The sequence below is a fragment of the Gordonia hankookensis genome, assembly GCF_014673215.1.
Classification (GTDB): Bacteria; Actinomycetota; Actinomycetes; order Mycobacteriales; family Mycobacteriaceae; genus Gordonia; species Gordonia hankookensis.
The window spans coordinates 299950-326664 of record NZ_JACWMS010000002.1; the positions used below are offsets into that span (position 1 = coordinate 299950).

General features: G+C 66.1%; 25 protein-coding genes and 1 pseudogene. 12 read left to right on the plus strand and 14 right to left on the minus strand.

Annotation, left to right across the window (positions count from 1 at the left end; all coding sequences use genetic code 11):
* Nucleotides 1-26: 26 nt before the first annotated feature.
* A complete protein-coding gene (locus IDF66_RS08650) occupies nucleotides 27-668 on the minus strand; it encodes an acyl-CoA-like ligand-binding transcription factor (protein WP_190266540.1) in 642 nt (213 codons plus the stop codon).
* A gap of 125 nt (nucleotides 669-793) precedes the next feature.
* Here IDF66_RS08650 and IDF66_RS08655 point away from each other — a divergent pair, with 125 nt between their 5' ends.
* Nucleotides 794-1621, plus strand: a complete 828-nt coding sequence (locus IDF66_RS08655) for a mycofactocin-coupled SDR family oxidoreductase (RefSeq protein WP_190266541.1) — start codon at nucleotides 794-796, stop codon at nucleotides 1619-1621.
* A gap of 81 nt (nucleotides 1622-1702) precedes the next feature.
* Here the strand turns inward: IDF66_RS08655 and IDF66_RS08660 are convergent, their stop codons facing one another.
* The 6 genes and pseudogenes from IDF66_RS08660 to IDF66_RS08685 form a co-directional block, all read right to left on the minus strand.
* Nucleotides 1703-2479: an enoyl-CoA hydratase gene (locus IDF66_RS08660; protein ID WP_190266542.1), complete on the minus strand. Its 777-nt coding sequence runs from the start codon at nucleotides 2477-2479 to the stop codon at nucleotides 1703-1705.
* Entirely contained in the window at nucleotides 2472-3572 is a 1101-nt protein-coding gene (locus IDF66_RS08665; protein WP_190266543.1) for an enoyl-CoA hydratase/isomerase family protein, read from the minus strand. The genes IDF66_RS08660 and IDF66_RS08665 overlap by 8 nt, the downstream gene beginning before the upstream one ends.
* A 103-nt stretch (nucleotides 3573-3675) precedes the next feature.
* Entirely contained in the window at nucleotides 3676-4128 is a 453-nt protein-coding gene (locus IDF66_RS08670) for a MaoC/PaaZ C-terminal domain-containing protein (protein ID WP_317628637.1), read from the minus strand.
* Nucleotides 4129-4165: 37 nt separating this feature from the next.
* Nucleotides 4166-4576: a globin domain-containing protein gene (locus IDF66_RS08675; protein ID WP_190266544.1), complete on the minus strand. Its 411-nt coding sequence runs from the start codon at nucleotides 4574-4576 to the stop codon at nucleotides 4166-4168.
* A gap of 31 nt (nucleotides 4577-4607) precedes the next feature.
* Nucleotides 4608-4769 (minus strand): annotated as a pseudogene (gene tatA, locus IDF66_RS08680) (Sec-independent protein translocase subunit TatA); the annotation flags it as partial.
* 85 nt (nucleotides 4770-4854) lie between these two features.
* On the minus strand, nucleotides 4855-6078 hold the full coding sequence (locus IDF66_RS08685; RefSeq protein ID WP_164307543.1) for an oxygenase MpaB family protein: 1224 nt from the start codon (nucleotides 6076-6078) through the stop codon (nucleotides 4855-4857).
* A 158-nt stretch (nucleotides 6079-6236) separates the two neighbouring features.
* Between IDF66_RS08685 and IDF66_RS08690 the strand changes: the two genes are divergently transcribed.
* The gene (locus IDF66_RS08690; protein WP_317628638.1) at nucleotides 6237-6935 is read left to right on the plus strand and encodes a TetR/AcrR family transcriptional regulator; all 699 of its coding nucleotides are present in this window, start codon (nucleotides 6237-6239) and stop codon (nucleotides 6933-6935) included.
* A gap of 69 nt (nucleotides 6936-7004) precedes the next feature.
* On the opposite strand, the gene IDF66_RS08695 is transcribed toward IDF66_RS08690, so the two are convergent.
* Nucleotides 7005-7940: a helix-turn-helix transcriptional regulator gene (locus tag IDF66_RS08695; protein WP_190266545.1), complete on the minus strand. Its 936-nt coding sequence runs from the start codon at nucleotides 7938-7940 to the stop codon at nucleotides 7005-7007.
* A gap of 90 nt (nucleotides 7941-8030) precedes the next feature.
* Here IDF66_RS08695 and IDF66_RS08700 point away from each other — a divergent pair, with 90 nt between their 5' ends.
* On the plus strand, nucleotides 8031-8630 hold the full coding sequence (locus tag IDF66_RS08700; protein WP_190266546.1) for a TIGR03086 family metal-binding protein: 600 nt from the start codon (nucleotides 8031-8033) through the stop codon (nucleotides 8628-8630).
* 24 nt (nucleotides 8631-8654) lie between these two features.
* On the opposite strand, the gene IDF66_RS08705 is transcribed toward IDF66_RS08700, so the two are convergent.
* The 3 genes from IDF66_RS08705 to IDF66_RS08715 all read right to left on the minus strand — a co-directional run bounded on the left by IDF66_RS08705 (nucleotide 8655) and on the right by IDF66_RS08715 (nucleotide 14848).
* Complete coding sequence (locus IDF66_RS08705; RefSeq protein WP_190266547.1) at nucleotides 8655-12962, minus strand: non-ribosomal peptide synthetase; 4308 nt, start codon at nucleotides 12960-12962, stop codon at nucleotides 8655-8657.
* A 5-nt stretch (nucleotides 12963-12967) separates the two neighbouring features.
* Entirely contained in the window at nucleotides 12968-13690 is a 723-nt protein-coding gene (locus IDF66_RS08710) for a HemK2/MTQ2 family protein methyltransferase (protein ID WP_190266548.1), read from the minus strand.
* Between the two features lie 144 nt (nucleotides 13691-13834).
* A complete protein-coding gene (locus IDF66_RS08715; RefSeq protein WP_190266549.1) occupies nucleotides 13835-14848 on the minus strand; it encodes an iron-containing redox enzyme family protein in 1014 nt (337 codons plus the stop codon).
* 69 nt (nucleotides 14849-14917) lie between these two features.
* Here IDF66_RS08715 and IDF66_RS08720 point away from each other — a divergent pair, with 69 nt between their 5' ends.
* The 6 genes from IDF66_RS08720 to IDF66_RS08745 all read left to right on the plus strand — a co-directional run bounded on the left by IDF66_RS08720 (nucleotide 14918) and on the right by IDF66_RS08745 (nucleotide 20551).
* A complete protein-coding gene (locus IDF66_RS08720) occupies nucleotides 14918-15172 on the plus strand; it encodes a CDGSH iron-sulfur domain-containing protein (protein ID WP_190266550.1) in 255 nt (84 codons plus the stop codon).
* Nucleotides 15173-15212: 40 nt separating this feature from the next.
* On the plus strand, nucleotides 15213-16301 hold the full coding sequence (locus tag IDF66_RS08725; RefSeq protein WP_190266551.1) for an alpha/beta hydrolase: 1089 nt from the start codon (nucleotides 15213-15215) through the stop codon (nucleotides 16299-16301).
* Between the two features lie 62 nt (nucleotides 16302-16363).
* Nucleotides 16364-16840 carry a DUF2231 domain-containing protein gene (locus IDF66_RS08730; RefSeq protein ID WP_190266552.1) on the plus strand — a complete coding sequence of 159 codons (477 nt, stop codon included), beginning with the start codon at nucleotides 16364-16366 and terminating at the stop codon, nucleotides 16838-16840.
* Nucleotides 16841-16951: 111 nt separating this feature from the next.
* On the plus strand, nucleotides 16952-18274 hold the full coding sequence (locus tag IDF66_RS08735) for an MFS transporter (RefSeq protein ID WP_190266553.1): 1323 nt from the start codon (nucleotides 16952-16954) through the stop codon (nucleotides 18272-18274).
* Nucleotides 18275-18431: 157 nt separating this feature from the next.
* Entirely contained in the window at nucleotides 18432-19910 is a 1479-nt protein-coding gene (locus tag IDF66_RS08740; protein ID WP_190267399.1) for an LVIVD repeat-containing protein, read from the plus strand.
* Entirely contained in the window at nucleotides 19907-20551 is a 645-nt protein-coding gene (locus tag IDF66_RS08745) for a DUF305 domain-containing protein (protein WP_190266554.1), read from the plus strand. Before IDF66_RS08740 ends, IDF66_RS08745 begins: the two co-directional genes overlap by 4 nt.
* Before the next feature lie 18 nt (nucleotides 20552-20569).
* Here the strand turns inward: IDF66_RS08745 and IDF66_RS08750 are convergent, their stop codons facing one another.
* Nucleotides 20570-21445: an alpha/beta hydrolase gene (locus IDF66_RS08750; protein ID WP_190266555.1), complete on the minus strand. Its 876-nt coding sequence runs from the start codon at nucleotides 21443-21445 to the stop codon at nucleotides 20570-20572.
* A 315-nt stretch (nucleotides 21446-21760) separates the two neighbouring features.
* Here IDF66_RS08750 and IDF66_RS08755 point away from each other — a divergent pair, with 315 nt between their 5' ends.
* Nucleotides 21761-23080, plus strand: a complete 1320-nt coding sequence (locus IDF66_RS08755; protein ID WP_317628640.1) for an acyltransferase — start codon at nucleotides 21761-21763, stop codon at nucleotides 23078-23080.
* On the opposite strand, the gene IDF66_RS08760 is transcribed toward IDF66_RS08755, so the two are convergent.
* Both IDF66_RS08760 and IDF66_RS08765 read right to left on the minus strand, forming a co-directional pair.
* Complete coding sequence (locus IDF66_RS08760; protein WP_190266556.1) at nucleotides 23064-23966, minus strand: SGNH/GDSL hydrolase family protein; 903 nt, start codon at nucleotides 23964-23966, stop codon at nucleotides 23064-23066. The two genes, IDF66_RS08755 and IDF66_RS08760, sit on opposite strands and share 17 nt — an antisense overlap.
* 81 nt (nucleotides 23967-24047) lie before the next feature.
* Entirely contained in the window at nucleotides 24048-24911 is an 864-nt protein-coding gene (locus IDF66_RS08765) for an enoyl-CoA hydratase-related protein (protein WP_190266557.1), read from the minus strand.
* 120 nt (nucleotides 24912-25031) lie between these two features.
* Here IDF66_RS08765 and IDF66_RS08770 point away from each other — a divergent pair, with 120 nt between their 5' ends.
* Both IDF66_RS08770 and IDF66_RS08775 read left to right on the plus strand, forming a co-directional pair.
* Nucleotides 25032-25457 carry a YciI family protein gene (locus tag IDF66_RS08770; RefSeq protein ID WP_190266558.1) on the plus strand — a complete coding sequence of 142 codons (426 nt, stop codon included), beginning with the start codon at nucleotides 25032-25034 and terminating at the stop codon, nucleotides 25455-25457.
* Nucleotides 25454-26686 carry an RNA polymerase sigma factor gene (locus IDF66_RS08775; protein WP_190266559.1) on the plus strand — a complete coding sequence of 411 codons (1233 nt, stop codon included), beginning with the start codon at nucleotides 25454-25456 and terminating at the stop codon, nucleotides 26684-26686. The genes IDF66_RS08770 and IDF66_RS08775 overlap by 4 nt, the downstream gene beginning before the upstream one ends.
* Nucleotides 26687-26715 lie beyond the last annotated feature (29 nt).

Here is a 26715-nt window from a genome sequence, read left to right on the forward strand (position 1 = left end):
CAGCCCCAAGTCGTGGAACAGGCTTGTTAGTCAGTTGTGACGTCCCGAGCGCGCGGGACCATCAGTGCGAACATCGGTCGCAGACACTCGGCGAGCCGCGCATCGGGGTCCGCCAACCAGCGTTCGTGGCCAGCCGACGACGCAGCCATCACGGCATACGCGACGGCGAGGGGGTATTCGTCGTCACGCGTTCGGCTCGTCCGTTCCGCCACGAATTCGGCGATCACGATGCGCCATTGTCGATACACCGCGGCGGCCTGGGCCTGCACGGCCGGGACGTACAAGATCAGTTCCGCGCGGTGCCGGGCCCACTCATCTTCGGCGAGGCCGTGGTCGATCGACGCGATGAAGGCGTTTTCGATGACGTCCACGGGGTGAATCGATGCGTCCGACGCCGCGAGAACTCCTCGAAAGTGCTCGAGCTCGGCATCCGACTCGAGCCACACCACGTCGGCCTTGGTGGCGAAGTAGCGGAAGAACGTCCGCCTGCTCACACCGACGGCGGCCGCGATGTCCTCCACCGTCGTCTGATCGAAGCCGTCGCCGAGGAACAACCGCTGCGCCGCGGCCGCCAGCGCGCGGGCACTGGTACTCGCGGGTCGTCCGCCCCGATCGACCTCGACATCCGAGGAAACTCCAGCACCGCTCGGCGTGACCTCGCGACTCATCGGACCATCGTCTCACCCGTCCGGCCGTCGGCACCGGAATCGACACCCTGGCGTTTTGTCACCGTGTGACATAGCCTCGAACTGAGATGTGGATCACACGTCCGCAGCGAAAGGGAGTGCGTCAGATGGGCAAATTGGCGAACAAGGTCGCCTTCATCACCGGTGCGGCACGTGGCCAGGGACGAAGTCACGCGATCCGGCTGGCCGAGGAAGGCGCCGACATCATCGCGGTCGACGTCACCGAGCAGGTCTCGACGGTCCCCTATGACACCGCCCGGCCGGGCGACATGGAACAGACCGTCAAGGAGGTCGAGGCGCTCGACCGCCGCATCATCGCCGCCGCGGTCGACGTGCGTGATCTCGCCGGGCTGCAGAAAGCAGCGGCAGACGGCATGGCCGCGTTGGGGCGCATCGACATCGTCCTCGCCAACGCCGGTATCAACACCATGGCGCCCACCCTCGAGATGGACGAGGAGATGTGGGACACGATGATCGACATCAATCTCACCGGCGCATGGAAAACGGTGCGCGCGGCCGTTCCCCACATCGTCGAAGGAGGGCGCGGCGGTTCGGTGGTACTCACGAGCTCACTCGCGTCACTCGTGGCGAACGAGAACATCGCGCACTACACGGCCGCCAAGCACGGACTGGTCGGTTTGATGAGGGTTCTCGCGAAAGAGTTGGGTCCGCAGAGCATTCGGGTCAACACCGTGCACCCCACAACGGTCGCCACGGAGATGGTCCTCAACGATGCGACCTACCGCCTGTTCCGACCGGACCTCCCGACACCGACCCGAGAGGACTATGAAGTCGCCGCCCGCGAGATGAATCGACTACCGGTCCCGGCGCTCGACCCGGTCGACATCTCGAACGCCATCGTCTATCTCGTCTCCGACGACGGGCGTTATGTGACCGGCACGACCCAGGTGATCGACGCAGGTGGCAGCCTCTGACGCGGATCGACCCGTGGTCTCGACAATCGGCGCGCCTGCCGGCTCACCGCCATGCGACTCTCGGATCGGCGTGATCGAGGGTCAGCTGTGCGTGAACTTCGGGTCGCGCTTCTCCACGAAGGCCGCCATGCCCTCGGTCTGGTCGTCGGTGGCGAACGTGGAGTAGAACAGTGCCCGCTCGGCACGTATCCCCTCGCCGAGACCGGATTCAAAGGCCCGGTTCACCGCATCCTTGGCCAGCGAGGCAGCGATGAACGACTTCGACGCGATCGTGGCGGCCACGTCCTTGGCCGTGTCCAGCGCATCTTCGGCAGGAACGACCCTGGACACCAGTCCGAGCCGGTCGGCCTCGTCGACCTTCATGTTCCTGCCGGTGAGGATCATGTCCATCGCCTTGGCCTTGCCGACAGCCCGTGTGAGTCGTTGGGAGCCACCGATTCCCGGGATCACGCCGAGGTTGATCTCGGGCTGACCGAACACGGCGTTGTCGCCGGCGATGACGATGTCGCAGATCATCGCGAGTTCGCAGCCACCCCCGAGTGCGTAGCCGGTGACGGCCGCGACAATGGGCGTGCGCAGCCGGGACAGTTCGTCCCACGCACCGAAGAAGGATTCCGTCACCACTGCGCTGTAGGACTTCGACGACATCTCCTTGATGTCGGCACCTGCCGCGAACGCCCGGTCGGAGCCGGTGATCACGATGGCGCCGATATCCGGATCGTGATCGAACTCGGTTGCCGCACCGACCACCTCGTTCATCAGGGTGGTATTGAGAGCGTTCAGCGCCTTCGGCCGATTGAGCGTGATGAGACCGACCCGTCCATCGCGCTCTACGATGATCGTCTCCAGATCAGACACTCGAATCCTCCTGTGGTGCAGTGTCGATGGTCAATTCCAGCTCGTCGGGAAGTGGGGCGAAGAATGCGTCGACCTCCGCTGCGGTCACCGCCGAATGGTCGGTAGGTCGCCACGACGGTGTGCGGTCCTTGTCGATCACCTGCGCGCGAATCCCCTCGGCCATGTCCGGATGCCGGAGGCTGCGCAACGAGACGCGGTACTCGCGCGCCAATGTCTCCTCCAGCGTGGGCTTTTCGTCTCGCAACGACCTCAAGGTCACCGCCAGGGCGGTCGGGCTCTTGGCGGCGATCGTGTCCGCCACCTTGGCCGCCTCGTCGGCGCCGACGGCTCGGCAGCGCTCGATGATCTCTGCGACGGTCTCCGCCGCGAACGCCGTACCGATCCAGTTCCGCTGCCCGTCGAGCGCCGACTCCGGTGGCCGCTGCGCATATTCGCCGAGCGCGTCCTCGAGCGGCATCGTGTGGAGAGCCCGCTGGAAAGCCTCGAGGTCGCCTGCGGGCACGAAATGATCGGCAAGGCCGAGCGCGATGGCATCCGCACCCGACAACGAACGGGCGGTGAGGGCGGCATAGGCCCCGAGGCCCTGTGGCACCCGCGCGAGCAGATGGGTCCCGCCGACGTCGGGGACGAACCCGATGCCCACCTCGGGCATGGCAAGGCGGGTGCGGTCGGTGACGACCCGGGTGTTCGCATGCGCGGCGATGCCGACCCCACCACCCATCACGATGCCGTCCATGATCGCTACATACGGCTTCGGGTAGCGCGCGATGTCGGCGTTCAGCCGGTACTCGTCGCGCCAGAACGCTGCAGACGGGCAGGCCGCCGCCTCGGCGTCCCCGGCTGTCGCATCACCGCTCAGTGCGGCGGCGTCGCGGTGGATCGTGACGATGTCGCCGCCGGCACAGAGGCCGCGCTCACCAGCACCGACAAGGACCACCGCGGCGATCGCGTCGTCGGCCGCCCAGGCGCGTAACCGCTGGTCCAGTGCGGTCACCATCGAATGGTCGAGCGCGTTGATCGACTTGGGCCGGTTGAGCGTCAGCGTCGCGACCCGCCCGTCCACCGCGGACAACACCGATGGTTCGTCCACCATCACCTACTCCTCGAACGTCGTCAGATAGTCCACCAGATACTTGCATATCCTAGTAATGAAGTACAGGGCAGACCACTGCAGGCGTTCGGAGTCGGGAGGCCGACTACGGCTGCACGCGCACAAATGCCTCGACGACGAGGGTCATGACGCGCTCGCCGCGCTGGTTGACGAGCTCGGCCCTCGTGGTCACCAACGCCCGACCACGCTCGTCGAAATCGATCGCCTCGATGACGATCGAACCGGTGAGGGTGTCGTCGGGCCGGACCGGCCGCAGGAACCGGACGTCGGTGAGACTCTTACCCGCGATCACACTCCAGCCCCCGAAGACGCCGGATACCGCCAACCGCTGGTAGATGGCCAGCGTGTGGATCCCACTCGCGATGAGGCCTCCATAGGCGCCGGCCTCGGCGATCTCCTTGTCGATGTGGAAGCTCTGCGGGTCCCAGGCCGTGGCGTAGTCGATCACCTCGGATTCGGTGACGGTGTACGTGTCGAGCGGATACCGATCACCGACCTGCAGATCGTCGGCGTAGGTGATATCGGGAGCGTGTTTCACGGTGGCCAGGGTAGCGATGGCCGATCAGAGAGCCACCTCACGAGGTGGCCACGGCGCGGTGGCCGTCGAGCATGAGCGCGGAGACCACGCCGAGCGCCTCCTGCCAGGCATCGGTCATCGCGGGGGTCCAGCTGCCCCCGCCGATCTCGACCATCGCCGCGATCATGCATTCGCCTACCGCGTCATACATCTCTGCCGTGACACCCATGTCGCCGTGACGACGCCCCAGCGCGTGCAGGTTGTCGGTCAGCCAGTCGCCGTCGTCGAGGTGGTCCAGTACCGACACGATCGCGGTCCTGAGCATGGCGGCTTGAACCTTGTTGTCGCGACGGAACATCGGCTCGACTGCTGGATACCGGTCGAACAGGATCTGGTAGAACCGGACGGTCAACCCGTCGTCGGGAAGATCGACGAGCAACAGACCGTCGTCGAGCGCTTGTCTGTCCATCGGGTCAGACCCCCTCGGACCTGTTGTCACGTGGGTCCTCGCGACCATCGTCGTGCATCTCGTTGACCTCGCTCTTGAGAATGCGCAACGAGCTGCCCAGACCCCGCGCGGCGGCGGGCAACTTGCTCGAACCGAACAACACGAGAAACACGATCGCCACCACGACGATATGCCACGGCTGGACCGCACCCATCACCATCTCCGTTCCTCCACAAGACTATTCGCCGATAGCCGCTGACAACTGCCCGACATCAGCCGTCCGCTGACAAGGCCCGACATCAGCCGTACTTGGGATTGTTGATCACCGGGATCTCGATGTTGATGGGCATGTGAAGCTCGGACATGTAGAACAACACGAACTGCCTCAGGAACTCGTCGAAGAGCCAGTAGGCCTCTTTTGGTACGCCGACGTTCAGAGCGCCCTCACGGACTGCCACATAAGGGCCCCACGCGGTCTCCAGCAGCGGACTCCACACCGGCTCCCTCGGGATGTCCAGCCAGTCGGCGATCTTGTCGCCGAGCATGAACCTGGTCAGCGCCCCCAGCACACCCCTCGAGAGCAGGGACAGATCGAGGTTGTAGCCGAGGCCGAGCAGGATGTCGGCCAGCTTCTTACCCTCCGGAGTGGGCGCGAGGATGGGGTCGAGCACCTGCTTTGCCTGCGAGTCCGCCGAACTCCACGACGCCGGGATGTACTGGTCCTGAACGCCCAGCATGGCGGCGCTCACCTGCCACGAGTGCAGGAACCCCTCGGACTCATCCGGAGCGATCGGCACATTCCACTTCTGCAGATTGCGCCACACCGTGGTCGGCAGGCTGTGCCAGGTGACCATGATGTCGGCCTGACTGATCGGCTTCTTCTCCGGCGCCACATGCACCCAGTGCGGCGACTGCGGCAGCAGGTGGCGAACGGCCGCATGCGCCATGCGCGTCTTCACACAGGTGACGATCATCTCGCCATCCGGCTGATAGGCATTGAGGGACCCGATGTCGTATCCGAGCTTGGCGGTCTTGGTGATGCGGTCCTTCATGTCCGCGCCACCCTTGGAGTAGTAGACCGCTCGCGCCTCCTTGGGGATGACCGTGCTCATCATGCCGCTCGCAAAGCCGTACAGCACACCGAGATACGTGCCGCGCTTCTGGTTGAAACGGACCGCCGTCGCGAGCTTCTCGCGGTCGGTCCACGCCGGCAACTGCCGGGCATGCTCCATGAAGTCCCGCAGGTCCGCGGGCAAACCGGCGGGCAGCGGTTGCCCGTTCTTGGTCCACGACCGCAGGATCTTGTTGACCTTGGGCACCTCTCCGCGATCGAGCAACGCGGCGATCACGGCATCGGCCTCCGGATCCCACTCACCCTTCGGATCCGCGCCGCTGCCGACCCCCGGCACGGACTCCGCCGGCGACCACGTCCACGGCGTGGCCGGTGCGATGACCGTTGCCGCACCGAGGGCCCCCAACGTTCCCCCGGTTTTCAGCAGCGTGCGCCTGTTCAGATCTTCCATTCTTCACTCCCGTCGAACGCCCGACTCGATGACGCGATGTAACAATCTCTGTAACCCTGTAACATTGCTACCATGCTTGTGGTCCGCATCACAAGGGGCGGGTAGCCGATCGCGGTCGATAGGCTCATCGGCGAAGGCGGCCGCCGAGGAGGGAAATCGTGCAACCACGTCCGGCGGCGTCAGCGCCCTCCAAATCGCTCCTCGAGCGCGCCTACATCGGGTTGATCTCGCAGGACGACGACGACCCTGACGATCCCACGCGGACCCGCATTCTGGATTCCGCATACGATCAGTTCTGCCGCATGGGAATTCAGCGGTCATCGCTGGAGGAGGTCGCTCGTCGCGCCGGCGTCACGCGCATCACGATCTATCGGAAGTTCGACACGAAGGACACGCTCGTCGAGCAGGTCGTCATCCGCGAGTTCCGGAGATACTTCGCCCGGTTCCTCGACGACATCGCCGGCGCCGATACGGTCGCGGATCGCGTGGTGGCCGGTTTCGTCAGCTCGCTGCGCGCCATCTCCGACAATCCACTCATCGGCGGGCTGCTCGAGACCGAGCCGACCCTGCTGATCGGCTCGATCATCGGCATCGGCGACAACGGGAGCCTGCTCGCCACCGTCCGCGGTTTCGTCGCCGGGCAGCTCCGTAGCGAACAGCAGGCGGGCACGGTCTCCGCTGACCTCGACACCGAACTCGCGGCCGAGATGATGGTCCGCGTCTCTGCTTCGTTCCTGACGGTGCCGAGCCGGATCATCGACCTCGACGACGATGTCCAACTCGCCGACGTCGCACGGCAGTTCCTGGTTCCCATGTTGAACGCACCGGCCACCGGCGACACGATCTCGTCGACCTGACCGGAACCTCATGCTTCATGCTGACGACGTCCGGCAGATCACTGACGTGATGACCGCACAAGTACACCTTCACGGCCGGACGACACGTCCCACCAACTCACGCAGGCGATCGTGCAGTCCGTCCCGAATCCATTCCGGCTCGACGATGCGAAACGTCGACTCCAGATAACCCATCCACAACACCCGCATCGCGTGATTACGATCGGCGAAGCTCAACTGCAGACGAACACCTCCCGCCGTGTCGGCGCGCGTCACCACCTCGGCGAAGCCCGAAATGCGCTCCACATCGCTTGCAACACAGTCGATCACCACATCGACCGAGTCGAACGTGGAGCGGAATGCGGCACGATGCCGCTCCCACACCTCCTCGAGATCCACCGAGGGCTCGCGTTGCGCCGGTTCGTCGAGCACCACCACCCCTGACATCCGCGACACCCGGTACATCCGCTCCACGCCCTCCGAAGTGGCCACCAGATACCAGGTGTCACCCGCCACGATCAGCCCGATCGGATCCAGCACCCGCTCAGCCGACACGCCTCCCCGCCTCTCGTACACGAGACGTACGCGAAGACCCTCGAACACCGCCTGCTGGACGGGCGCCAACGCCTCCAGTTGCTGTGGCGGACGCACAAAACCTTCCGGCCGCACCAGAATCCGCTGATTGGCCTCCGCCACACCACCGCGATGCACTTCCGGCAACGACGCCGCCAACTTCCGCTTCGCACTGGCCGCCGCCGCAGAATCGATCCGACCGCCTCCCGACAACAGCGCGATGGCCTCCGGTAGCGTCAGTCCCGACAGGTCCGTCCGGTACCCCTGCACCAACGCGAATCCCCCATGGCGGCCACGCTCGGCATACACCGGCACGCCCGACAGCGACAGCGCCTCGATGTCCCGCAGGATCGTCCGCTCGGAGACCTCCAACTCGAGCGCGAGTTCGGCTGCGGTCATGTGGCCTTTCGAGCGCAGCAACATCAGCACAGACAGCAGACGTTCGGCACGCATGCCGAAATCATCTCAAGAAAACATGACAGTAGATGTCATGTTTACGCGATTGACTGGTCATCACCAGCCCGAACAACCGAAGGAACAGCGATGACCAGCACCACACCCGCCGACCCCCGCCCCGCCTACGGTGCCGCCACCACGTGGGTCACCGGTCTTCTCGCCGCGGTGTCCGACGACCAGCTCACCTCGCCGACCCCGTGCGAGGAGTTCGACGTCCGCACGCTCGCGGCACATGTGATCGCGACCGCTCAGCGCGCCATCGTGTTGGCCGAAGGTGGCGACGTTCTTGCGGTGCCCCGGTTTGCCGAGACCCACGACGCCGAGTCTTATGCCGCCCTTGTCGCCCGGGCCGTCGAGCTGTGGTCAGACGACGCCAAACTCGGTGCCATGGTGCGCGTGCCGTGGGGCGAGGTCCCCGGGGCAGGCGCGCTCTGGGGCTATGTCAGCGAGACCTTGGTGCACGGATGGGATCTCGCGGTGGCCACCGGTCAACCCGCCGAGGCCGATCCCGAGTTCGTCGGCTCCGTACTGGCAGTGGCGCAGCAGTTCATCCCGGCAGAGATCCGGGGGGACGCCGAGGTCCCGTTCGGGCCCGTCGTCGAACCGCGGCCGGAGGCCGGGCCGACCGAGCGTCTCGCGAACTGGACGGGACGGGACGCGACGACATGGGTGCGACCGACCGCGTGAGGGTGTGGCCTCGATTCGACATGTTCACTCCGACGCAGTCGGGCCCGTGACAACAGCGTGAAGGATCACCAGGAGTTCATCGGCGATCGCACGCGCTGTCTGCTCGTCATAGAGCGCTGTCGCATAGAGGATCTCGATGGCGGCCCGGTCGCGGACCGGAACAACCGATACGTGCAGGTCACACTTGGCGAAGTCCGTGGGCAGAGGCGTGACCGCCAATTCCGATCCGGTGAACGATTCAGTATTCGCCCCCGGGCTCGCGGCCGCATCACCGACGGACAGATCGTCCACGGTCAACATCGCCTGAAACAACGGGTGTGCATTCGAGGCGTGACCACCGAGTTCCGCCGTAACCTCCGAGAACGGCGTCCGCGCATGGGCGTACGCGTGGAGTTCGGCGTCACGAACGGCCGCAATCGTTTCCGAGATGGTGTCTGCGACCGGGCAGACGACGGTCACGGTGTTGACGAACATGCCCACGACTCCGTCCCATCGGCGGTCGTCGCGACCGGATACGAGCGCACCGATGTGCACCGAATCCTGACCACCCCGGGCCGAGAGGCACGCAGCAAGGGCTGCCCGGACGACGGTCAGCCATGGAAGACGATGATGCCGTGCGTAATCGAGCACACGCGACCAGAGTGATTCGGGCACCGTTAGCGTGAATCGACGGCCGTCGTGGTCCACCACAGTCGGCCGCGGCCGATCCGCTCCCGAGACGAGAAGACGCCCCGGTTGTACTGTCGACCGCCAGAAGCTCAGTTCCGACTCACGGACCCTGGCCTGTTCGCGACATGCGATCGGTGCGTAGTCGAGATAGTCGTACCCCGCTGGGGACATGTCTCCGCGGAGCGCAGCGGCCAGCGCCCGCAATGAGTCACCGTCGACCGCGACATGGTGGAACGCGACGGCTATGTGCGTGCACGCGTCACCGCGCCCGACACCGATGCGAAACGGGTACTGGTACGCGAGATCCATTGGACGGTGGAGAAACTCACGCGCCCAATCGAACCCGGAATCCGTGACGTGGACCTCGTCCACAGACCACCGGTCGTCCCGCGCGAGCCCGTCCACGAACATCCGATCGCCCGAATAGGTGGATCGCAGCATCTGGTGGCGTTCGACAGTGACACGCACCATCGCCCGAACGGCGCCGGCGGCGATCACACCCGGGACGGTCAGCACGAACGGGATCAGGTTGGCCGACGACCTGTCCGGTAGCGGGACGTTGCGCTGTGCCGGGGAGAGCGGGACGGGCGTCCCCGCGGTCGCCGTCCACGGTGCACGGAGTTCGTCATCGGGGCGCGGCGTGAGCCGCGCTGCCAGCTCGCGAGGGGTGGGTGCGTCGAAGACGTCACGCACCGAAACCTGGTACTGCGGAGCCAGTTCGGCGACCAACTCTGTGGCACTGAGCGAATTCCCACCGAGCTCGAAGAAATCGTCGTCGACGCCGATCTCATCGGCAACGTCGAGTCGCCGCTCGTACGCAGCGACCACCTGACGCTCCTGCATGGATCGGGGTGCCACGAAACGGGCACTCGAGGCGAACAGCGGATCCGGCAAGCGCGAGCGGTCGACCTTGTTGTTGGCGGTGACCGGGATGTCTGCGATCGGGGTGATGCTCGCCGGCAACAGATAGGTGGGCAGCTCCGACGACAACTCGGTCCGCAGCTGCACGAGTAGGTCTCGGGCCGGTGCCCGAGTGACCACATAAGAATGCAGTTCGGTCAGATCACGACGCCGCCGCGCCACGGTGACGCACGCTGCGACACGTCCGGTTCGGAGTATCGCGGCGTCGACTTCAGCCGGCTCCACACGGAATCCGCGGATCTTGACCTGCTCGTCGGATCGGCCGACGTATTCCACTCGACCGTCTGCGCGGACGATCACCCGGTCCCCCGTCCGGTACATCCGGTTGCCCGGTTCACCCCATGGATGCGCTACGAAACGGGCGGCGGTGACGCCGAATTGCCGTAGATAGCCCAGCGCGAGACTGGGACCCGCGATGTACAGCTCGCCCTCTCCGAGGAGCGGTACCGGCCGCAGGTGTCTGTCCAGGACCAGCAGGCCGGCGCCACTCATCGGGCCGCCGAGCTCGATTCTTCGCCTGGCAGCGGTCGACCCGATCGGCTCGGTCAGGGCCACACTGCATGTCGCCTCGGTGGGACCGTAGGCACATCGAACGATGTGATCCGCGGCCCAGAGTTCGATCAGGGGCGCTGGGCACACATCCCCTCCGACGACGAGATGGGTGACGGTGTCGATCTCGTCGATCGGGAGCGTCGCCAGTGCGGCGGGCGTGATGAGGAGATGGGTGACCCGGTGGCGATTGAGGAACTCCGCGAGTTCCGTCCCGCCGCGGATCTTGTCCGGCACCACGGCCAGGGCCGCTCCCACGAGAGCTGCGGCCAGCATCTCCACCACGGCGGTGTCGAAGCCTGGTGCGGCAAGATGGGCGACCACGCAGCTCTCGTCGAGGTCATACGATCGGACGATCTCTGCGGCAAGATCGCCGATTCCACGATGCGAGACCACCACTGCCCTGGGCTGCCCCGTGGAGCCGGACGTGTGGATGACGTACGACGGGGTGTCGGCTGCGACCGCCACGCGATCGTCCGGCACCCAGCCGCCCGATGGCGACAAGAGCGGTACCGCGTCGACCAGTTCGATGCCGCCCAGCGCAGGCCGGGGGCCGGCGTGGAAGGCGATCGCCGGCCGAACGGTGTCGATCATCTTCTGTTGCCGGCGAACAGGATGTGCGGGGTCGATCGGGACAAAACAGCCTCCCGCGTAGGCGACACCCCAGAACACTGCCACTTCCGCGACTCCGCGGGGCAGCACGGAGGCAACCATGTCTCCCGGGTGCACGCCGTGGCGGCGGCAGACGTCGGCGATTCGGCGCGCAGCTGAGTCGATGTCGGCATAGGTGTATTCGACGTCCGCGTCGACCACCGCAGGCGAGGCCTCACCGGCGTGACTCGCGACGCAGTCCCCGATGGTCGTGAGCCCTGCCTGCGGCCGCGGTTCCTCCGGCCTGGCCGGCCACGGTTGCAGGTCACCGACCACCGCGTCGGCCGCCGATTCCGACAGCGTCCGAACACATTGCAACACACCGTCGGCGATGGCCGCCGCATCGGCGTCGTCGTATCGTCGTGGGTTCGCCTCGACGTCGAGGCGCCAGATGCCGGGCGTTGTCGCGTACAGGTCGATGTTGACATCCGCTACGGGACCCGTGGTCAGGACACGATGACGGGACGTGACCGCATCGCCGAGCTCGAGAGATCGGGCAACCGGTGCGATGTTGATCACCGGCGCGTCGTGCAACGGCGACGACATCCCCGGATGACGGTCGCGTCTCATCTCTTCGACACGAAATTGCTGGTGCCGCAGCACCTCTGAGAGCACCGTCGAAACCTCACCGATCCAGTCCGCGATGCGGGTGCCCGTATCGACCTGCATCGCGACCGGAAGCAGATTCGACATGCATCCAGCGGCCGCTCGCAGCCTCGCCGTCGTACGCCCCGAACTGGCGATGAGCACTGGGATATCGGCACGGTCACGCACACGCGAGAGGTACAGACAGACACCCGCAATCCAGATCGCCGCAACGGCCGTACGATGCGCCCGCGCATACTCCTCTATCCCGGCCGCTGTCGACGCCTCGATGTCGATGCCGGAGAGGACCGATGAGACAACCGGTTCCGCTGGTGATCCGTTCAGCCACAACGGTTCCGGTCGTTTGGCCAGCTCCTCCTGCCAGAATCGTCCATCCCGCCCGAGACGCGACGACGAACGATACTTCTGCTCATAATCCACGATCACCTCCGGCGGCTGCGGGGTGGGACCGTCTGTCTTGGTCTCGGTCCCGATCGCGTGCCGGTACAGCTCGGCAGTCCGGGCCAGCAGTGCTGCAGCGCCGTATCCGTCCACCACAAGATGGTGTGCACGAAGGTAGAAGAACCACCGGCCCTCGGCCTCGATCACCATCGACTCGGTGAGCGGCCCGTCGAGCGGCAGCGGACTCGCCGCGGCCTCCTCCATCAGTCCGAGGGCGTCTGCGACAGAGCTCGCCGACTTGCGCGGTACGGCGTCTGCCACCTCCGACCCGATGGCGAGTCGGGGCTCGCCCTCCACCCCGGTGATGACCCGGCACGAAGCGATGCCGAGCTCGACCGCGGCCTGCGAACCTGCCGAACACAACGCGTCGACGTCCACATCGCCCGCCAATTCGACGTAGTGCGCCACTGCGAGTGGGACGTCACCCAGAGCCTGCTGGGCGTACCAGAGAGCCGTCTGTGCCCGATTCAACGGAGTCATCCTGGATGCAGACATCGGCGTCACCGTCGACGCGCTCGGATCACCACGAGCTGCTCCCACCGTTGCCCTGGTGCGATCAGCCCCCGCTCTTCCATCCACGCCGCACGCCCCAGCATGACCGGCCCGAAAGGTATTGTCCGCGTGTGTGACACCGATACCTGAAAGCCCAGAGCAGACAGTGCGGTCATGGTCCGGTCGGCATCGCTGATGGTCGACTGGACCAGAAGCAAGGTCCCACCGGGGCGAACGAGGATCGGCGCGCGCTCGATGATCGAGTCGATCACGTCTCGGCCGAGTTCACCACCGTTGCAGGCATATCCGAGTGCGGACCTGGTCGCATCGGAAGGCGTCGGCACATAGGGCGGGTTCGCGAGAACCACGTCGGCCGCGAGCGAACAGTCCAGGTCGTTCACATCCGCACAGCGGAGATCCAGGACGACGCCGTTCGCCCGAGAGTTCGACCACATCGCCGCAATCGCCGCCGGGTTCCGATCGACCGCGATGACCGTGGACGCCCAGCGGCTCGCATAGAGGCTCGCGAGACCTGCGCCCGCACAGAGTTCGATGGCCGACGACAACCGGGACGGACGTGACCGGAACTCCTCGGCCAGGCCGAGACACAGCAGAGCGGAGTCGACCGCCGGTCGGTACACGTCGGGATGCTCGACGATCTGGGGCACAGGACCAGGCAGTGCACCGAGGATGCCGTGGGTGCGCCGGTCCAGGACGACCGCGTCACCCATGTGCTCGACGCCCACGCGTTTCGGCCCGGCCGACACTCATGGTGCAGGTCACGACCCTGACACCGCGCAGTGATGTCTACTCTCATCATTGACTCTGGACATGTCATCGACGCTAATGCCCATACACTTAAATTCGGCTGAAACTCACGAGGTAACGCCCTCGAGTGGACGCAACAGCGACGTGTCGGCAGACTCCCAGCATCGCCAGACATGTTCTGCGGCCAGTGCGTCGAAAGCGGCGCAGGCACGGGCACCTCGGATCAACGCTGCCCCGGCAGCAGGATCGCCTGCGGCCAGACGACCGGCCACCTCACGGACGATGAGCTGTTCGTGAACCGAATCCGCCTCGACGTGTTCGTCGAAGAACAGCCGCGTATCGGGGCCGAACCCGAGCCTGGCAAGCCCTCGACTGTACTTCCTGCTCGGTAGCGCGGAGGTCATCTCGACTGTGCACAGGTGACCGATCAGCTCATACCTGAGAGAACGATGCACGCCGAACATCGACAACGCATTAACCCCGGCCAGCGTCGACGCCGGGATCACGTCGACGTAATGCGCGTAGTCGCTGTTCAGCCCCAGTGCACGCATCATCCCCGCGTAGAGGGTCGCGTGCATTCTGTCGACGGATCCACCGCCGTACTCGTCCATCTGGACTTCGACCAGCCCTGCCTTCGCGGCGCCGTGCAAGCGCGGTATCGCCATCGTGTGCACGTCGGCCTCGCGAAGCTGGTGCAACGAGCGGTGTACGACCAGCTCGCGAAAATGATCGCCATCGGCCGTCCGTGCCATGAATGACGACACGGGCGGACCGTCGTCGGCATTTCCGATCTCCCACAGGGCGCCTTCCACGTCGGCCGGCGGCTGCACTGTTCCGACCATGTCATCGATGGCCTCCAGAAAGCGGGCTTCGAGTACTGCGCGCGCCGCCAGCATGTCCGTGTTCCACTCCCAGTCGTCGGACACTCCCGCGATTCCCCTGAGGTGCAGCTCGTAGAGCATCGTCAGCGTGATCGCGATGTCTTCGTCGAGCAGAAAGTCGTTGCCTGTGGGCAGACCCGAAGCCATGCGGTCACGCAGTTGATCGAGTCCGGTATGACCGGCCGTGAGGGTCGATACGAGGGCGCCGCTCAACGGCCCACGTGGCACCGGAAGCGGCATTCGTGGCTGATCTGCACTGGTAGCGTCGACGCCACAGCTGTCGATCGGATGTGCCGAAGGTGAGGACAAATGGACTCCAGCCTCCAAGATGACGACGACGGCGCAGACATGCGCAGCGCATCGACGACGATCGTCGTCTGCGACGACGGACCCCTGCTTGTGCGAGGACCGATAGATCTCTGTCGTTCCGACGGTAGCCCAATCCCGGTTCGACGTTCGACCGTTGCACTGTGTCGGTGTGGACGCAGTTCCATCACGCCGATGTGCGACGGGTCGCACAAACTCGGGCGTAGCACGACTCGATCCAGTGGAGCAGCTCGATGAGTTCGCCCCGAAGTCGGGTCGACCATGGGAACATCTCGACATGCAGCGCATGTCGTACGCACTTTGTGTAAGGGTCAGCGTGCTGGTCCTGTCGGTGGCGGCCGCCGCCGGGATGGCAGTCACCGGATCACCCGCTGCCACGGCGGACACAATGGACGGCATCAGCTACGCACATGCGAGCGCTGCCCTTCCGTATCGTGAGACCAGGCTCTCGCCGAGAAACCTCGTCGCATCGGTGTGGTCCCGATCCATGGCCACACAAGTGCCCGTGCTGGTGCAGGCGCCGGCGAATCGGAACCCCGGCGCGCCGGTCATGTACCTTCTGAACGGCTCGAGCGGAGGCGAACACGGGGACGACTGGACACACGCCACCGATGCCAATGCCTTCTATGGTTCCAAGAACGTGTGGACCGTGACGCCGATCGGTGGTGCGGCGAGCTACTACGCCGACTGGCAGAGAGTGGATCCCGCTGCGAACTTCCGGTTCGGGGTCAAGACCAGCAGACCGCTCCGGTGGGAGACATTCGTGACGTCGGAACTGCCATCGGCATTCGAGAGCGCCCATGGGGGAACAAGTCCCGGTCGTTCGCGTGGGATCGCGGGGATCTCGATGTCGGGCACAGCTGTCGTGCGGATCGCCGAGAACCATCCCGGAAGGTACCGTGCCGTCGGCGCGTACTCGGGGTGTGCCGAGACGGCCTCTGCACAAGGGCAACTCATCGCCCGCATCGTGACCGGGCTCCCCGACGGTGCCGATGCCGGCAACATGTATGGGCCACCGGGCGACCCCGAGTGGGCCGCACAGGACCCGGTCATCAACGCGCACAAGCTCGCTCGGCGAACCCCGGCGCTGTGGATAAGCGCGGCAAGCGGACTCCCCGGAGGTCACGACAACCTCGCCGATCGCAGAATCGCCGGAAACGGCGCCCGCCTCGCGCAGCAGGTAGTGGCCGGCGGAGTCGACGAGGCGGCGGCACGATACTGCACCGACGCCCTCGTCCGGCGGTTGAGCCAACTCCACATCCCGGCAACGGTGAGGTTCCCTGCCACCGGCACACATTCGTGGGGCTACTGGCAGGACCAGATGCACGAGTCGTGGCCGATGTTCGCACGGGCGTTGGGGGCCTGACCGCAGATCTGCGGTGGCACCCTTTCAGCGTTCTTTCAACTTCGTCGGTCTACGTTCATCGTGTGAACACGGTCAACGGACTGCCCACGCACCCGTTACTCGTCCATGCGGTCGTCGTGCTCGTCCCATTGGCGTCGTTGATGGCGGTACTCGCCGTGCTCTGGCCCGGCGCGCGCCGGCGTCTGGGATTCCTTGTCCCACTGGTCGCGCTGGCTGCGCTGATAGCGGTGCCGCTGGCCACCAGTGCGGGTGAAGCACTGGAGACGCGGGTTGCGCACACCGAGGCCGTGGAGCACCACACTCGACTTGGCGAGCAGATGATCTACTGGGCAGGACCGCTGTTCGCGTTCACCGTGCTCTGGTGGGCCGCACACGACGAACGCGTGAGCACGTTCGTCGTCAACCGCCTTCCCGTGTTGGGGCGAGCCGGCCGGGCAGGCGATTGGTTGCTCGGCGCCGCGACGCTCGGCGTGGCAATAGGATCGGTGGTCACGGTCTACCGAATCGGCGACAGCGGCTCGCGGGCGGTATGGATGTGATGCCGCCGGCCGGTAGGCCGATGTGATGCCGCCGGCCGGCCCGGGGAGCGGCCCCTGGTCCGACGGGTAGGGGCACCGAGGCACGAGCCGGGCGGCATACGATGGAAGCCGATGACCGAAGACCGGACGCCCGACGTTTACGAACCGGGTGCTCGGCACCCCGAAGCCGCGACGTCGGCCGCCGGCGGCGCATTCGCCTCCTTGGCCAACCCGAATTACCGGCTCTATTTCTTCGGACAGGCGTTGTCCCTCGTCGGCACCTGGATGCAGGCCACCGCGCAGGCCTGGCTCGTCCTCACACTCAGCGGGTCCGCATCGATCCTCGGCGTCATCGTCGCCCTTCAGGCGCTGCCGGTGCTACTCCTCGGGCCTTACGCGGGGGTGATCGCCGATCGCGTCGATCGGCGACGGCTGATGATCATCCTGCAGTCCGTCATGGGCGGGCTCGCCGCGGTACTCGCCGCGTTGACCCTCTCCGGCCGGGTGCAGATCTGGCAGGTGGCGGTCCTTGCCCTGCTCCTCGGGCTCAACAACGCCTTCGAGAATCCTGCCCGCCAGGCCTTCATCCACCAGATCGTCGGTGAGTCGCTGATCCGCAACGCGGTCACGCTGAACTCGGTGATGGTCAATGCCGCGCGCGCCGTCGGCCCCGCAGTCGCAGGCGTGCTGCTCGCCGCGGTCGGCGCCGGCTGGTGTTTTGCCGTCAATGCCGGGAGTTTCGGCGCGGTTGTCGTATCCCTCATCGTGATGAACACCGCGTCGATCGAACATGAGGAACCGATCGTCCGCGCGCGTGGACAGCTGCGTGAAGGACTGCGCTACGTCGCCGGCTCACCGACGCTGTGGATTCCCCTGGTGATGATGGCGCTGGTCGGCACCCTCGCCTACGAGTTCCAGGTGTCGTTGCCCGCGGCAGCCAAGGAGACGTTCGACGGCGGCCCGCAGGCACTCGGATTCATGACGTCCGCGATGGGCATCGGTGCGGTGGTCGGCGGTCTCCTGGTGGCCGCCCGTGGAACCACGGGCCTGCGGCCGCTGACGATCGCAGCGGCAGGTTTCGGGGTGACGATCGCGATCACCGCCGTGGCGCCCACCTTGCCGGTCGCGATAGCCGCCCTCTTCTTCGTCGGGTGGCTGAGCGTGACGTTCATGTCCACCGGTAATGCGACGCTGCAGCTCAACGCCGAGCCTCGGATGAGGGGACGGGTGATGTCCTTGTGGTCGGTGGCGTTCATGGGGTCTACCCCGATCGGCGGGCCGGCCATCGGGGCGATCAGCGAATCGGCAGGTGCACGCGTTGGCCTGGCCGTCGGTGCCGCCGCATGTTTCGTGGCAGCCGGGCTCGGTGTGCTGGTGTGGCGCCGCCGACGCGTGCAGCGAGTGCGCCTGACTCCCACCGACACCCTTACCGAACCGGATACCGGAAACCGCTGAGCCGAGGACGCCCAACCGGCTAGGGTGATCGCCACGCGGAAGTCGGTCGAATCTGGGGGGCTACATGTCGGGCCGTGCGTTGTCCTCACGTCGGTTGGGCGGTCGCCCCTTCATCGTCGCGTCAGCCGTGCTCACGGTGGGCCTGGTGCTCATCTCGATCCTCGGCGCGGCACCTGCCACTGCCGCCACGCACTACTTCCCCGACATCTCGGAGAAGTCGGTACCGAAAGCCCGATGCGGCCCGGGGGCGCTCGCCGAGCCTGGGCTGCAGGGCGAGGTCAGCGCCGAGGACCGCAACTCTGGTCGCAGTACGGCCGGCTATCGGTGCAACCTGACCCAACTCGGGAACGTGCGCGGCGCCGGCGGCGGGATCGTCTCGGCCACCTTTGACCACTGCAGCTATACGGGCAGTCTGTTCCCGGGCGACAACTTCGTGAAGCAGCCCGGCGTGCAGGTGGTCGATGCCTCGAATCCCCAGCGCCCGCAGGTCGTCGGCTCGCTCACCGATCCCGCCATGCGTGGTGGCACCTGGGAAACGCTGAAGGTCAACCGGCAACGCAAGCTGTTGGCGGCGACGGCGGTGCCGTTGCTGTGGGGTGGCGGCCTCTTCGCCATCTATGACATCTCCGACTGCGCACACCCCGTATTGCTCAATGCCGGTGGTCCCGGCCTCGCCACGCCGTTGCCGTTCACCTCGCACGAAGGCGGGTTCTCCCCGGACGGGCGGACCTATTGGGCCTCCGGACTGTCGCCGGGACACCTGTCGGCGATCGACGTCTCGGATCCGAGCAGGCCACGGGTGATCTGGCAGGGCCTGCACAGTCTGCTCGGGCACGGCTTCGGTATCTCCCCCGACGGCAATCGGATGTACCTCTCGAACATGGCGGGGATCACCGTCCTCGACATCAGTGCCGTGCAGCGTCGCGCCCCCTATCCGCAGGTCCCGCATCTCGCCGCGTATCTGTGGCCGGACGGGCAGCTCAATCAGCATTCGATCCCGATCACCCACCGATCCCGGCCGTACATCATCACTGCCGACGAGGGCGGCTCCGGCGGCGTGAAGATCTTCGACGTCAGCTCGGTCGACCGGCCGAGATATGCCGCACAGATCAAACTCGAGATCAACCTGCCCGACAATCTCGACCGCAACCTGCGCTCGTCGATGGGCGGGTCCCTGTTCAGCAGTAATCCGCACTACTGTGCGGTCGACCGCCCCGCGGATCCGACCACCCTGGCGTGCGGTTGGGAGTCGTCCGGAATCCGGGTCTTCGACATCCGCGACTTCACGCGGATCCGGGAGATCGCCTATTTCAATCCACCCGCACGCAAGGGCGCCACCCTTGTCGATGCGCCCAACTCACCGCACGTTCTCGGCTCGGTCATCGGCGTCCCGGCCGTCGATTTCCTGAGCCTCGGGATGTCGATGGCGCACGGGAAGGTGAAGCTCGGCGACGTCATCGGCCCGCGTTCCGGCATGGTGATCGGCGGCGACATGTCCACCGACTGGTGCCTCTCGCCACCGGAGTTCCATGGCAACGAACTCTGGACGACCTGTGCCGACGGCGGGTTCTACGCACTCGCCCTGAGCCCGAAGGTCTACACGCCGCCCGCCGACCAGCAGTCGACGATCGGATGAGCACCGCCATCCGGGCGGTCGCCACCGCCGCCGTCGCCGTCCTGCTCATCTCGATCGGGGTGGTGGCAGGCGTGGCATGGCAGAGCACTCACGACGGCACCGACACCTCGTACCGGCCGAGCGTCATCGACATCGGGTTCGCCCAGGACATGTCGGCCCACCACGATCAGGCGATCCTGATGGCACAGAGCCTCTCCCCCGACGCCGCACTCGAGATCCGCGGGCTGGCCAACCGGATCGTCGTGTCGCAGACCGCCGAGACGTCGACGATGCGTGGATGGCTGACGTGGTTCGGCATCCCGGTCACCTCGGATCATCCGATGTCGTGGATGGACCACCCGCAGAGCCACCATCACGGTGTGCCCCCGGGCGATGGTCCGCCGATGCCCGGGATGGCGAGCGTCGACGAACTGACGCGGCTGTCGGTCGCCCACGGCCGTGGCGCCGAAATCCTCTTCCTCCAGTTGATGATCCGCCACCATCGCGGTGGGATCGACATGGCCGTGGCAGCTCACAACGATGCCCGGGCGAGTTCGGTGACGAAGCAGCTCGCCCTGACGATGATCAGTGACGAGGGTGACGAGATCGGGCAGATGACCTTGCTACTGCGCGCCCGGGAGGCACTGCCGCTGCCCACCTGACCGGCCGGCCGGGCGAGATCAGTCTCGGCCCGCAGGCGTGCGTTCGATCCATGCGATGAGATCGCGCCGGACCTCGTCGCGATTGATCTCGTTGAGGATCTCGTGACGCGCGCCGGGGTACACCTTCACGGTGACGTCGGTCAGGCCGCCTGCCCGATAGTGATCGGCGAGCAGATTCGACAGGGCCAGTCCTCCATTGACGGGATCGAGGTCACCGACGGCGATGAGGATCGGCAGCGACGACGCCATGCCGCCCACACGGCCGGGGTCGGCGATCGCGCGGGCCTGCATGAACATGTCCTTGCCCGACTCGGCGTCGAGGCCGAAGCCACAGAGGGGATCGGCGACGTAGGCGTCGACGATCGCATCGTCGCGACTGAGCCAGTCGTATTCGGTACGAGCCGGCTCGAACGGCGCATTGAATCCCGACAGGTCGATCTCTGAGTCGAGGTCGAGAGCGGGCTCGAGGCCGTCGAGCGCCGCGGTCCCGCTCAAGACCACCGCGTCGACGGTGTCACTGTGATCGAGGAGGAACTGCTGCGCGGCGAACGACCCCATACTGTGGGCGATCATCGCCACCGGCAGGCCGGGGTACTCGGCGCGCACGCCGGCCACGACGACGCCGATATCGGCGACCAGGCGCTGCCAGCCGTCGGGGCCGAGATCACCGGGCTCCCGACCCGCCTGCACCGACCCGCCGTGACCGCGGTGATCGTAGGCGTGGACAACGAACCCGGCATCGGCGAATGCCTCAGCAGTCTCGGCGTAGCGCTGTGAGTGTTCGCCCATGCCGTGCACCAGCACCAGTGCCGCACGGGCATCGCCGTCCGGAACCCAACGACGGCCCAGCAGCGGAGTTCCGTCGCCGGCGGTCACGGTGAACGTCTCGGCCATGGTGCGCTCCCTCTGTAGGCCCCCGACCTCGTCGTCGGCGGGATTCGCGACTGACGCTAACCCACCACAACGCCCGCCCGCGGCCGTTCACCGAACCATCGTCGCGAAGGCCCCCGGGGTGAGCCGAGAACTCTCAGGTTTGAGGAGTAACCTCTCCGCGGGTCCCTCGGCCATCTGGTGTCCGAGGTGACCGGAGTGAAGCGGGAGGGCCGGGGCATCGTCACACAGGAACAACAGACACAGCCTCCCGAGCCTCCGCCGAATCCGGACGAATCGGACAGTGCGGCAACCCAATTCGCTGCCCCTGCGAAGCCGGTGACCGCAAAGCCGGACCGACACCTCTACCAGATCGATTTCGTGCGACTGGTGACGTTCGCAGCGGTCATCCTCGACCATGTCCTCCTCGGCATCGCGACGGGCACCGATGTCGGCGCCGGGGCCCTCGGGCTCCTGTTGCGCTACACCAGGTACTCGTTCTTCGCGTTGACCGGATTCGTCCTCACATACCAATACCGCGACCGCGAACTCAAACCCCTCACCTTCTGGCGACGTCGATACAAGTTGATCGGCCTGCCGTTCCTGGTGTGGAGCCTCTTCTACTGGGTGTACGGGCGCTATCGCGCGGGCGGTATGACCGCTCTGGGCGATCTGGTCGATTCGCCCCATTCGATCGCGTTGTCACTCAAGAGCATCGCCTACGACCTCGTCACCGGCAATGCCTGGTATCACCTGTACTTCCTGTCGGTCAGCATGCAGATCTATGCGGTCTTCCCCCTCATCCTGATCGTGCTCCGCAAGACCTGGGGATACCACCGGTACCTGCTGCTCATGAGCTTTGCCGCACAGACGACGTTGCTGTACTTCATGGTCCGGCCTCCGCTCGACTTCTTCACCCATGGCCCCCAGCACATGCTGTGGGCACATCTCGTCGCGACGATCCTGCCGTACCAGTTCTTCGTGCTCGCCGGATGCGTTGCTGCGATGCACTACCCGGCGTTCCAGCACTTCATGACCCGGTGGCGTTGGCAGCTGATCGCCGGCGCGGCCCTGGTGATCGCGCTGACACTGCTGTACTACCTGCACGAGACGCACACGGGCGAGACCATCTTCCGGGCCACCAACGTGTTCATGGTGCACAACACATTCGCCTACATCGCGATCATCACGATCCTCTACTGCCTCGGCACGGTCTGGCAGAGCCGCCGCACCAAGGGCTCGGTACCCGACAACTTCATGCGGACCGCCGCCGACCGCTCGTTCGGCATCTACCTGGCGCACGCACTGGCCCTGAGCGAATTGATGCCCATCATCGCCGAGCATCGGAATCTACCGACCTGGCCGCTGATCCTGGTCGCCTACGTGGGCACCGTCGCCTTGACGATCTTCATCGTGGAGGTGTTGCGGCGCAGCCCGATCAGTCTGATCACAACCGGCCGCAGCACCATCGATTGGCGAACCCAGAATGCCGGCCGATCGATGGCCGTGGCGACCACCGCCATCGCTCTGGGCGTTCTCCTGCGCGTCGTGTTCGCTGCTCTCGTGGGCGATCTCATCGTCGCCACGGGCGCACTGCTGCTCGTCTCCGCGGGCCTGGCGTTCTGGCGTCAGCGCCGGGCCGCTACCGCAGCGCTCTGAGGATCAGCTGCGTGACAGCGCTCTTGCCCGTGCGATTCGGGTGGTAGAAGACTCCGCGTTCGAATCCGTACACCCAGGGGCGCTGCGAGCACACAGCGTGGGCAGCACCCGATTTCGATGCGGTGACCAGTACGGCTCCGGTCGACCGCGCGGCGCGGGCGGTGGCCTCGGCCAGACCGTCGAAGACCCGCTTGGTCTCCGCGCGTTCGGAGTAGGTGAGCGGCAGCTCGGAACACGATGTCGAGGTCGTCCCGATCACCGGCGGGTAGTCGACCAGGACGATCTCGGCATGCGGGGCTCGTGCCCGAACGGCCTCGACGGTTCGGGCGATCGTCCGCTCGACCTCGCGGTAGGCGGCGGGCGTCGGCTCGGGAGCGGGGAGGCGCCCTGCGCCGCAGACTCGTTGGGCCACCCCGGCAGCCGCTGGTTGCACCGCGTTGCCACAGCTGAGTGAGGTCAAACGGCCGATGTAGTCGAGATCGTTCCCGCCCGTCGTGATGGTCACCAGGGCCGTTTTCGGGGTGACCGCGGCAACCTGCGGCTCGCTCGTCTTGCCTCGCTGCGCGCGGTCGACGATGTCTACTGTCTTGGCACCTGAGCAGGTCACGTCCACCAGGCGCATCCCACGCGCCGAGGCCACCTGGTGCGGATAATTGTCGGTCGATCGCATACAGGGCGTTCGCGGCGCCGACGACAATTCGGGCCCGGCGGCATAGGAACTGCCCAGTGCCACATACGTCTTGGGAATGTGGCCGGAGCCCGCAGCATTCGCCTTCACCGGAGGGCTGACCGTCTCGGTGATCGCGGTACCGGGGACGACGACGGCGGCCACGGCGGCCACGGACGCGGCAATGGTCGCCGCGCGGGTCACGAGTTCACGCCTCATGACGGATAGTCTCACACAGCGTCACCCACCGGGCGCACAGACCCCGCCGATCATGCCGAAGGTGTTGTGCGCGCGACGTGATCAGAAGATCTGTGGCAGATCTGTCGACACCCGATCGGTGAAGGTGGCGGGTCGCTTCTCCAGGAAGGAGGTGACCCCCTCGGCGACGTCTGGCATGGTGCCGCGGTAGTAGATGGCCTTCGAATCGGCCTCGTGGGCCACGCGGGGGCTCGGCGCACCTGCCATCCGCCACAGCAATTGGCGCGTCAGGGCGACCGACACCGGTGCGGTGCCGGACGTCATCTTCCTCGCCACCTCGATCGCGGTGGCGAGCACGTCCGCCTTGGGCACGACCTGCTGCACCAGCCCCCGTTCGTGGGCTTCGGCCACCGGCACCATCTGTGCACCCATCGTCCATTGCAGCGCGGTTGGCAGTCCCACGAGTCGTGGCAGGAACCAGGTCGAGCACGCCTCCGGGACCAATCCTCGCTGGGCGAACACGAATCCGAACTTCGCATCCTCGGACGCGATCCGGACGTCGGCGGCCAGCGTCATCGTCACGCCGACGCCCGCGGCCGCCCCATTGATCGCCATCACGACGGGTTTCAACGACTCGAAGATCCGGAGGGTCAGTTGTCCGCCCGAATCCGGCGGGATCTCGCCGGGAGCGGGCTCCTCGAGCTCGAACGTCGTGGCGCCTCCACCGAGATCTGCGCCCGCACAGAACGCGCGGCCGTTCCCCGTGATCACGACGGCCCGGATCGAGTCGTCGGCGTCGCACCTGTCGAGTGCGGCCTTGATCTCCTCCCCCATCTCGAACGTGAAGGCGTTGAGGCGGTCGGGGCGGTTGAGCCGGATCACCGCGATCTCGTCGTCGAGCTCGACGGAGATGACACCCTCCGACTCGGCAGCGGACAAGCCAGAAGCGGTCTGATCTGAAGTCACGTTCGCGATACTAACCCTGGCGGAAAATCATTCTCCGTACTGTGTCGATCTGTCGCGAGCCCGTTCGACGCATGGTTGGAGGGCCTCGACCCCGCGGGCCCCGGGACGAAAGGCACGACCATGAAGTACATGCTCATCATGCGAGCAACCGAAGAAGCCATCGCCGCCTCTGCCGAGGTCGATTTCACCGAGATCATCAATGCGATGGGCCGGTACAACGAGGAGATGATCAACGCCGGAGTCCTGGCTGCCGGCGAGGGCCTCAGCGACCCATCCGAAGGCGTCGTGGTGGCCTTCTCCGACGACGACGAACCCCTGGTCACCGACGGTCCGTACGGCGAGGTCCACGAACTGTTCAACGGATTCTGGATTCTGCAGGTCTCCAGCCGGGAAGAGGCGCTCGAGTGGGCGAAGAAGGCCCCGCTCGGGACCGGTTCCAAACTGGAGGTCCGGCGGATCAACGACGAGACCGACTTCGCTGAGTTCGCCGACAACGAGTACATCCAGAAAGAGAAGGGCTGGCGGGAACAGCTCGCCTCGGAATGAACGACGTCGAGATACGGCGCAGGGTCGACGCGGTCTGGCGCATCGAGGGCACCCGGATCGTCGCCACTCTCTCCCGCGTCGTCGGTGACGTCGGACTTGCCGAGGACCTTGCGCACGAAGCCGTCGCCGAGGCGCTCGAACAGTGGCCGCGGTCGGGTGTCCCGCGAAACGCGGGCGCCTGGCTGACGGCCGTCGCGAAGCGACGCGCGATCGACGGGTGGCGCCGACAAGAACGCCTCGATCAGCGATATGAGGTCATTGCGCGCGATCTCGGCACGGTCACCGACGAGGAGTGGGAACCGGTCCGCGACGACGTGCTGAAATTGGTGTTCACCGCGTGCCACCCCGTTCTGAAACGAGAAGCGCAGGTCGCCTTGACGCTACGGGTCGTCGGTGGGCTCAGCACCGAGGAGCTGGCCCGGTTGTTCCTGACGTCGGTGCCGACGATGCAGCAGCGGATCGTGCGCGCCAAGAAGACGCTCTCGGCGGCCCGCGTACCCTACGAGGTCCCCGAACCGCCCGAGTGGCGAGAACGCCTCTCCGGCGTGCTCGGCGTCATCTACCTGATCTTCACCGAAGGGTATGCCGCGACCGCCGGCGAGACCTGGATGCGTCGCGATCTCGCGCAGGAGGCGGTTCGCCTCGGGCGTGTTCTCGCCACCCTGGTGCCCCGCGAGCCCGAAGTCCACGGACTGCTCGCGTTGATGGAACTGCAGGCCTCCCGTTTCGCAGCACGCGTCGGCGCCGACGGGCGACCGGTGCTACTGGCCGCACAGGACCGTCGTCGGTGGGACCGCGGGCAGATCGCCCGCGGACTGACTGCACTCGAGCGGTCCGACGCGCTCGGCCGCGGTCGCGGTCCATATGCCCTGCAGGCGGCCATCGCCGCCTGCCACGCAGGTGCGCCGGCCGTCGACGCAACCGATTGGCCCCAGATCGTCCTTCTCTACGAGGCGCTGGAGCAACTGACCCGCAACCCCGTGGTGACCCTGAACAAGATCGTCGCGATCTCCATGGTGTCGGGGGCCGGCGCAGCGTTGGAGATCCTCGACGCAGAAGTCGACGACAGGGCCCTCGCCGGGTCGCACCTGCTGCCGAGCGTCCGCGGAGAGTTGCTCACGCGGCTCGGCCGGACCGTCGATGCGCGGATCGAACTCGAACGCGCCCGCGAGCTCACCGCCAACGGTGCTCAACGTCGCGTCCTCGAGGAGAAGATCGCGGCGTTGTGAGCGTCGCCCGGCCCCAGAGGAGCGCGCTC

Excerpts from the sequence above, each read along its gene's own strand:
- IDF66_RS08650 (WP_190266540.1), bottom strand. The coding sequence starts at position 668 with ATGAGTCGCGAGGTCACGCCGAGCGGTGCTGGAGTTTCCTCGGATGTC.
- IDF66_RS08655 (WP_190266541.1), top strand. The coding sequence starts at position 794 with ATGGGCAAATTGGCGAACAAGGTCGCCTTCATCACCGGTGCGGCACGT.
- IDF66_RS08665 (WP_190266543.1), bottom strand. The coding sequence starts at position 3,572 with ATGGTGGACGAACCATCGGTGTTGTCCGCGGTGGACGGGCGGGTCGCG.
- IDF66_RS08675 (WP_190266544.1), bottom strand. The coding sequence starts at position 4,576 with ATGGACAGACAAGCGCTCGACGACGGTCTGTTGCTCGTCGATCTTCCC.
- IDF66_RS08685 (WP_164307543.1), bottom strand. The coding sequence starts at position 6,078 with ATGGAAGATCTGAACAGGCGCACGCTGCTGAAAACCGGGGGAACGTTG.
- IDF66_RS08695 (WP_190266545.1), bottom strand. The coding sequence starts at position 7,940 with ATGCGTGCCGAACGTCTGCTGTCTGTGCTGATGTTGCTGCGCTCGAAA.
- IDF66_RS08700 (WP_190266546.1), top strand. The coding sequence starts at position 8,031 with ATGACCAGCACCACACCCGCCGACCCCCGCCCCGCCTACGGTGCCGCC.
- IDF66_RS08705 (WP_190266547.1), bottom strand. The coding sequence starts at position 12,962 with ATGTCTGCATCCAGGATGACTCCGTTGAATCGGGCACAGACGGCTCTC.
- IDF66_RS08710 (WP_190266548.1), bottom strand. The coding sequence starts at position 13,690 with ATGGGTGACGCGGTCGTCCTGGACCGGCGCACCCACGGCATCCTCGGT.
- IDF66_RS08715 (WP_190266549.1), bottom strand. The coding sequence starts at position 14,848 with ATGCCGCTTCCGGTGCCACGTGGGCCGTTGAGCGGCGCCCTCGTATCG.
- IDF66_RS08720 (WP_190266550.1), top strand. The coding sequence starts at position 14,918 with ATGGACTCCAGCCTCCAAGATGACGACGACGGCGCAGACATGCGCAGC.
- IDF66_RS08725 (WP_190266551.1), top strand. The coding sequence starts at position 15,213 with ATGCAGCGCATGTCGTACGCACTTTGTGTAAGGGTCAGCGTGCTGGTC.
- IDF66_RS08735 (WP_190266553.1), top strand. The coding sequence starts at position 16,952 with ATGACCGAAGACCGGACGCCCGACGTTTACGAACCGGGTGCTCGGCAC.
- IDF66_RS08745 (WP_190266554.1), top strand. The coding sequence starts at position 19,907 with ATGAGCACCGCCATCCGGGCGGTCGCCACCGCCGCCGTCGCCGTCCTG.
- IDF66_RS08750 (WP_190266555.1), bottom strand. The coding sequence starts at position 21,445 with ATGGCCGAGACGTTCACCGTGACCGCCGGCGACGGAACTCCGCTGCTG.
- IDF66_RS08760 (WP_190266556.1), bottom strand. The coding sequence starts at position 23,966 with ATGAGGCGTGAACTCGTGACCCGCGCGGCGACCATTGCCGCGTCCGTG.
- IDF66_RS08770 (WP_190266558.1), top strand. The coding sequence starts at position 25,032 with ATGAAGTACATGCTCATCATGCGAGCAACCGAAGAAGCCATCGCCGCC.
- IDF66_RS08775 (WP_190266559.1), top strand. The coding sequence starts at position 25,454 with ATGAACGACGTCGAGATACGGCGCAGGGTCGACGCGGTCTGGCGCATC.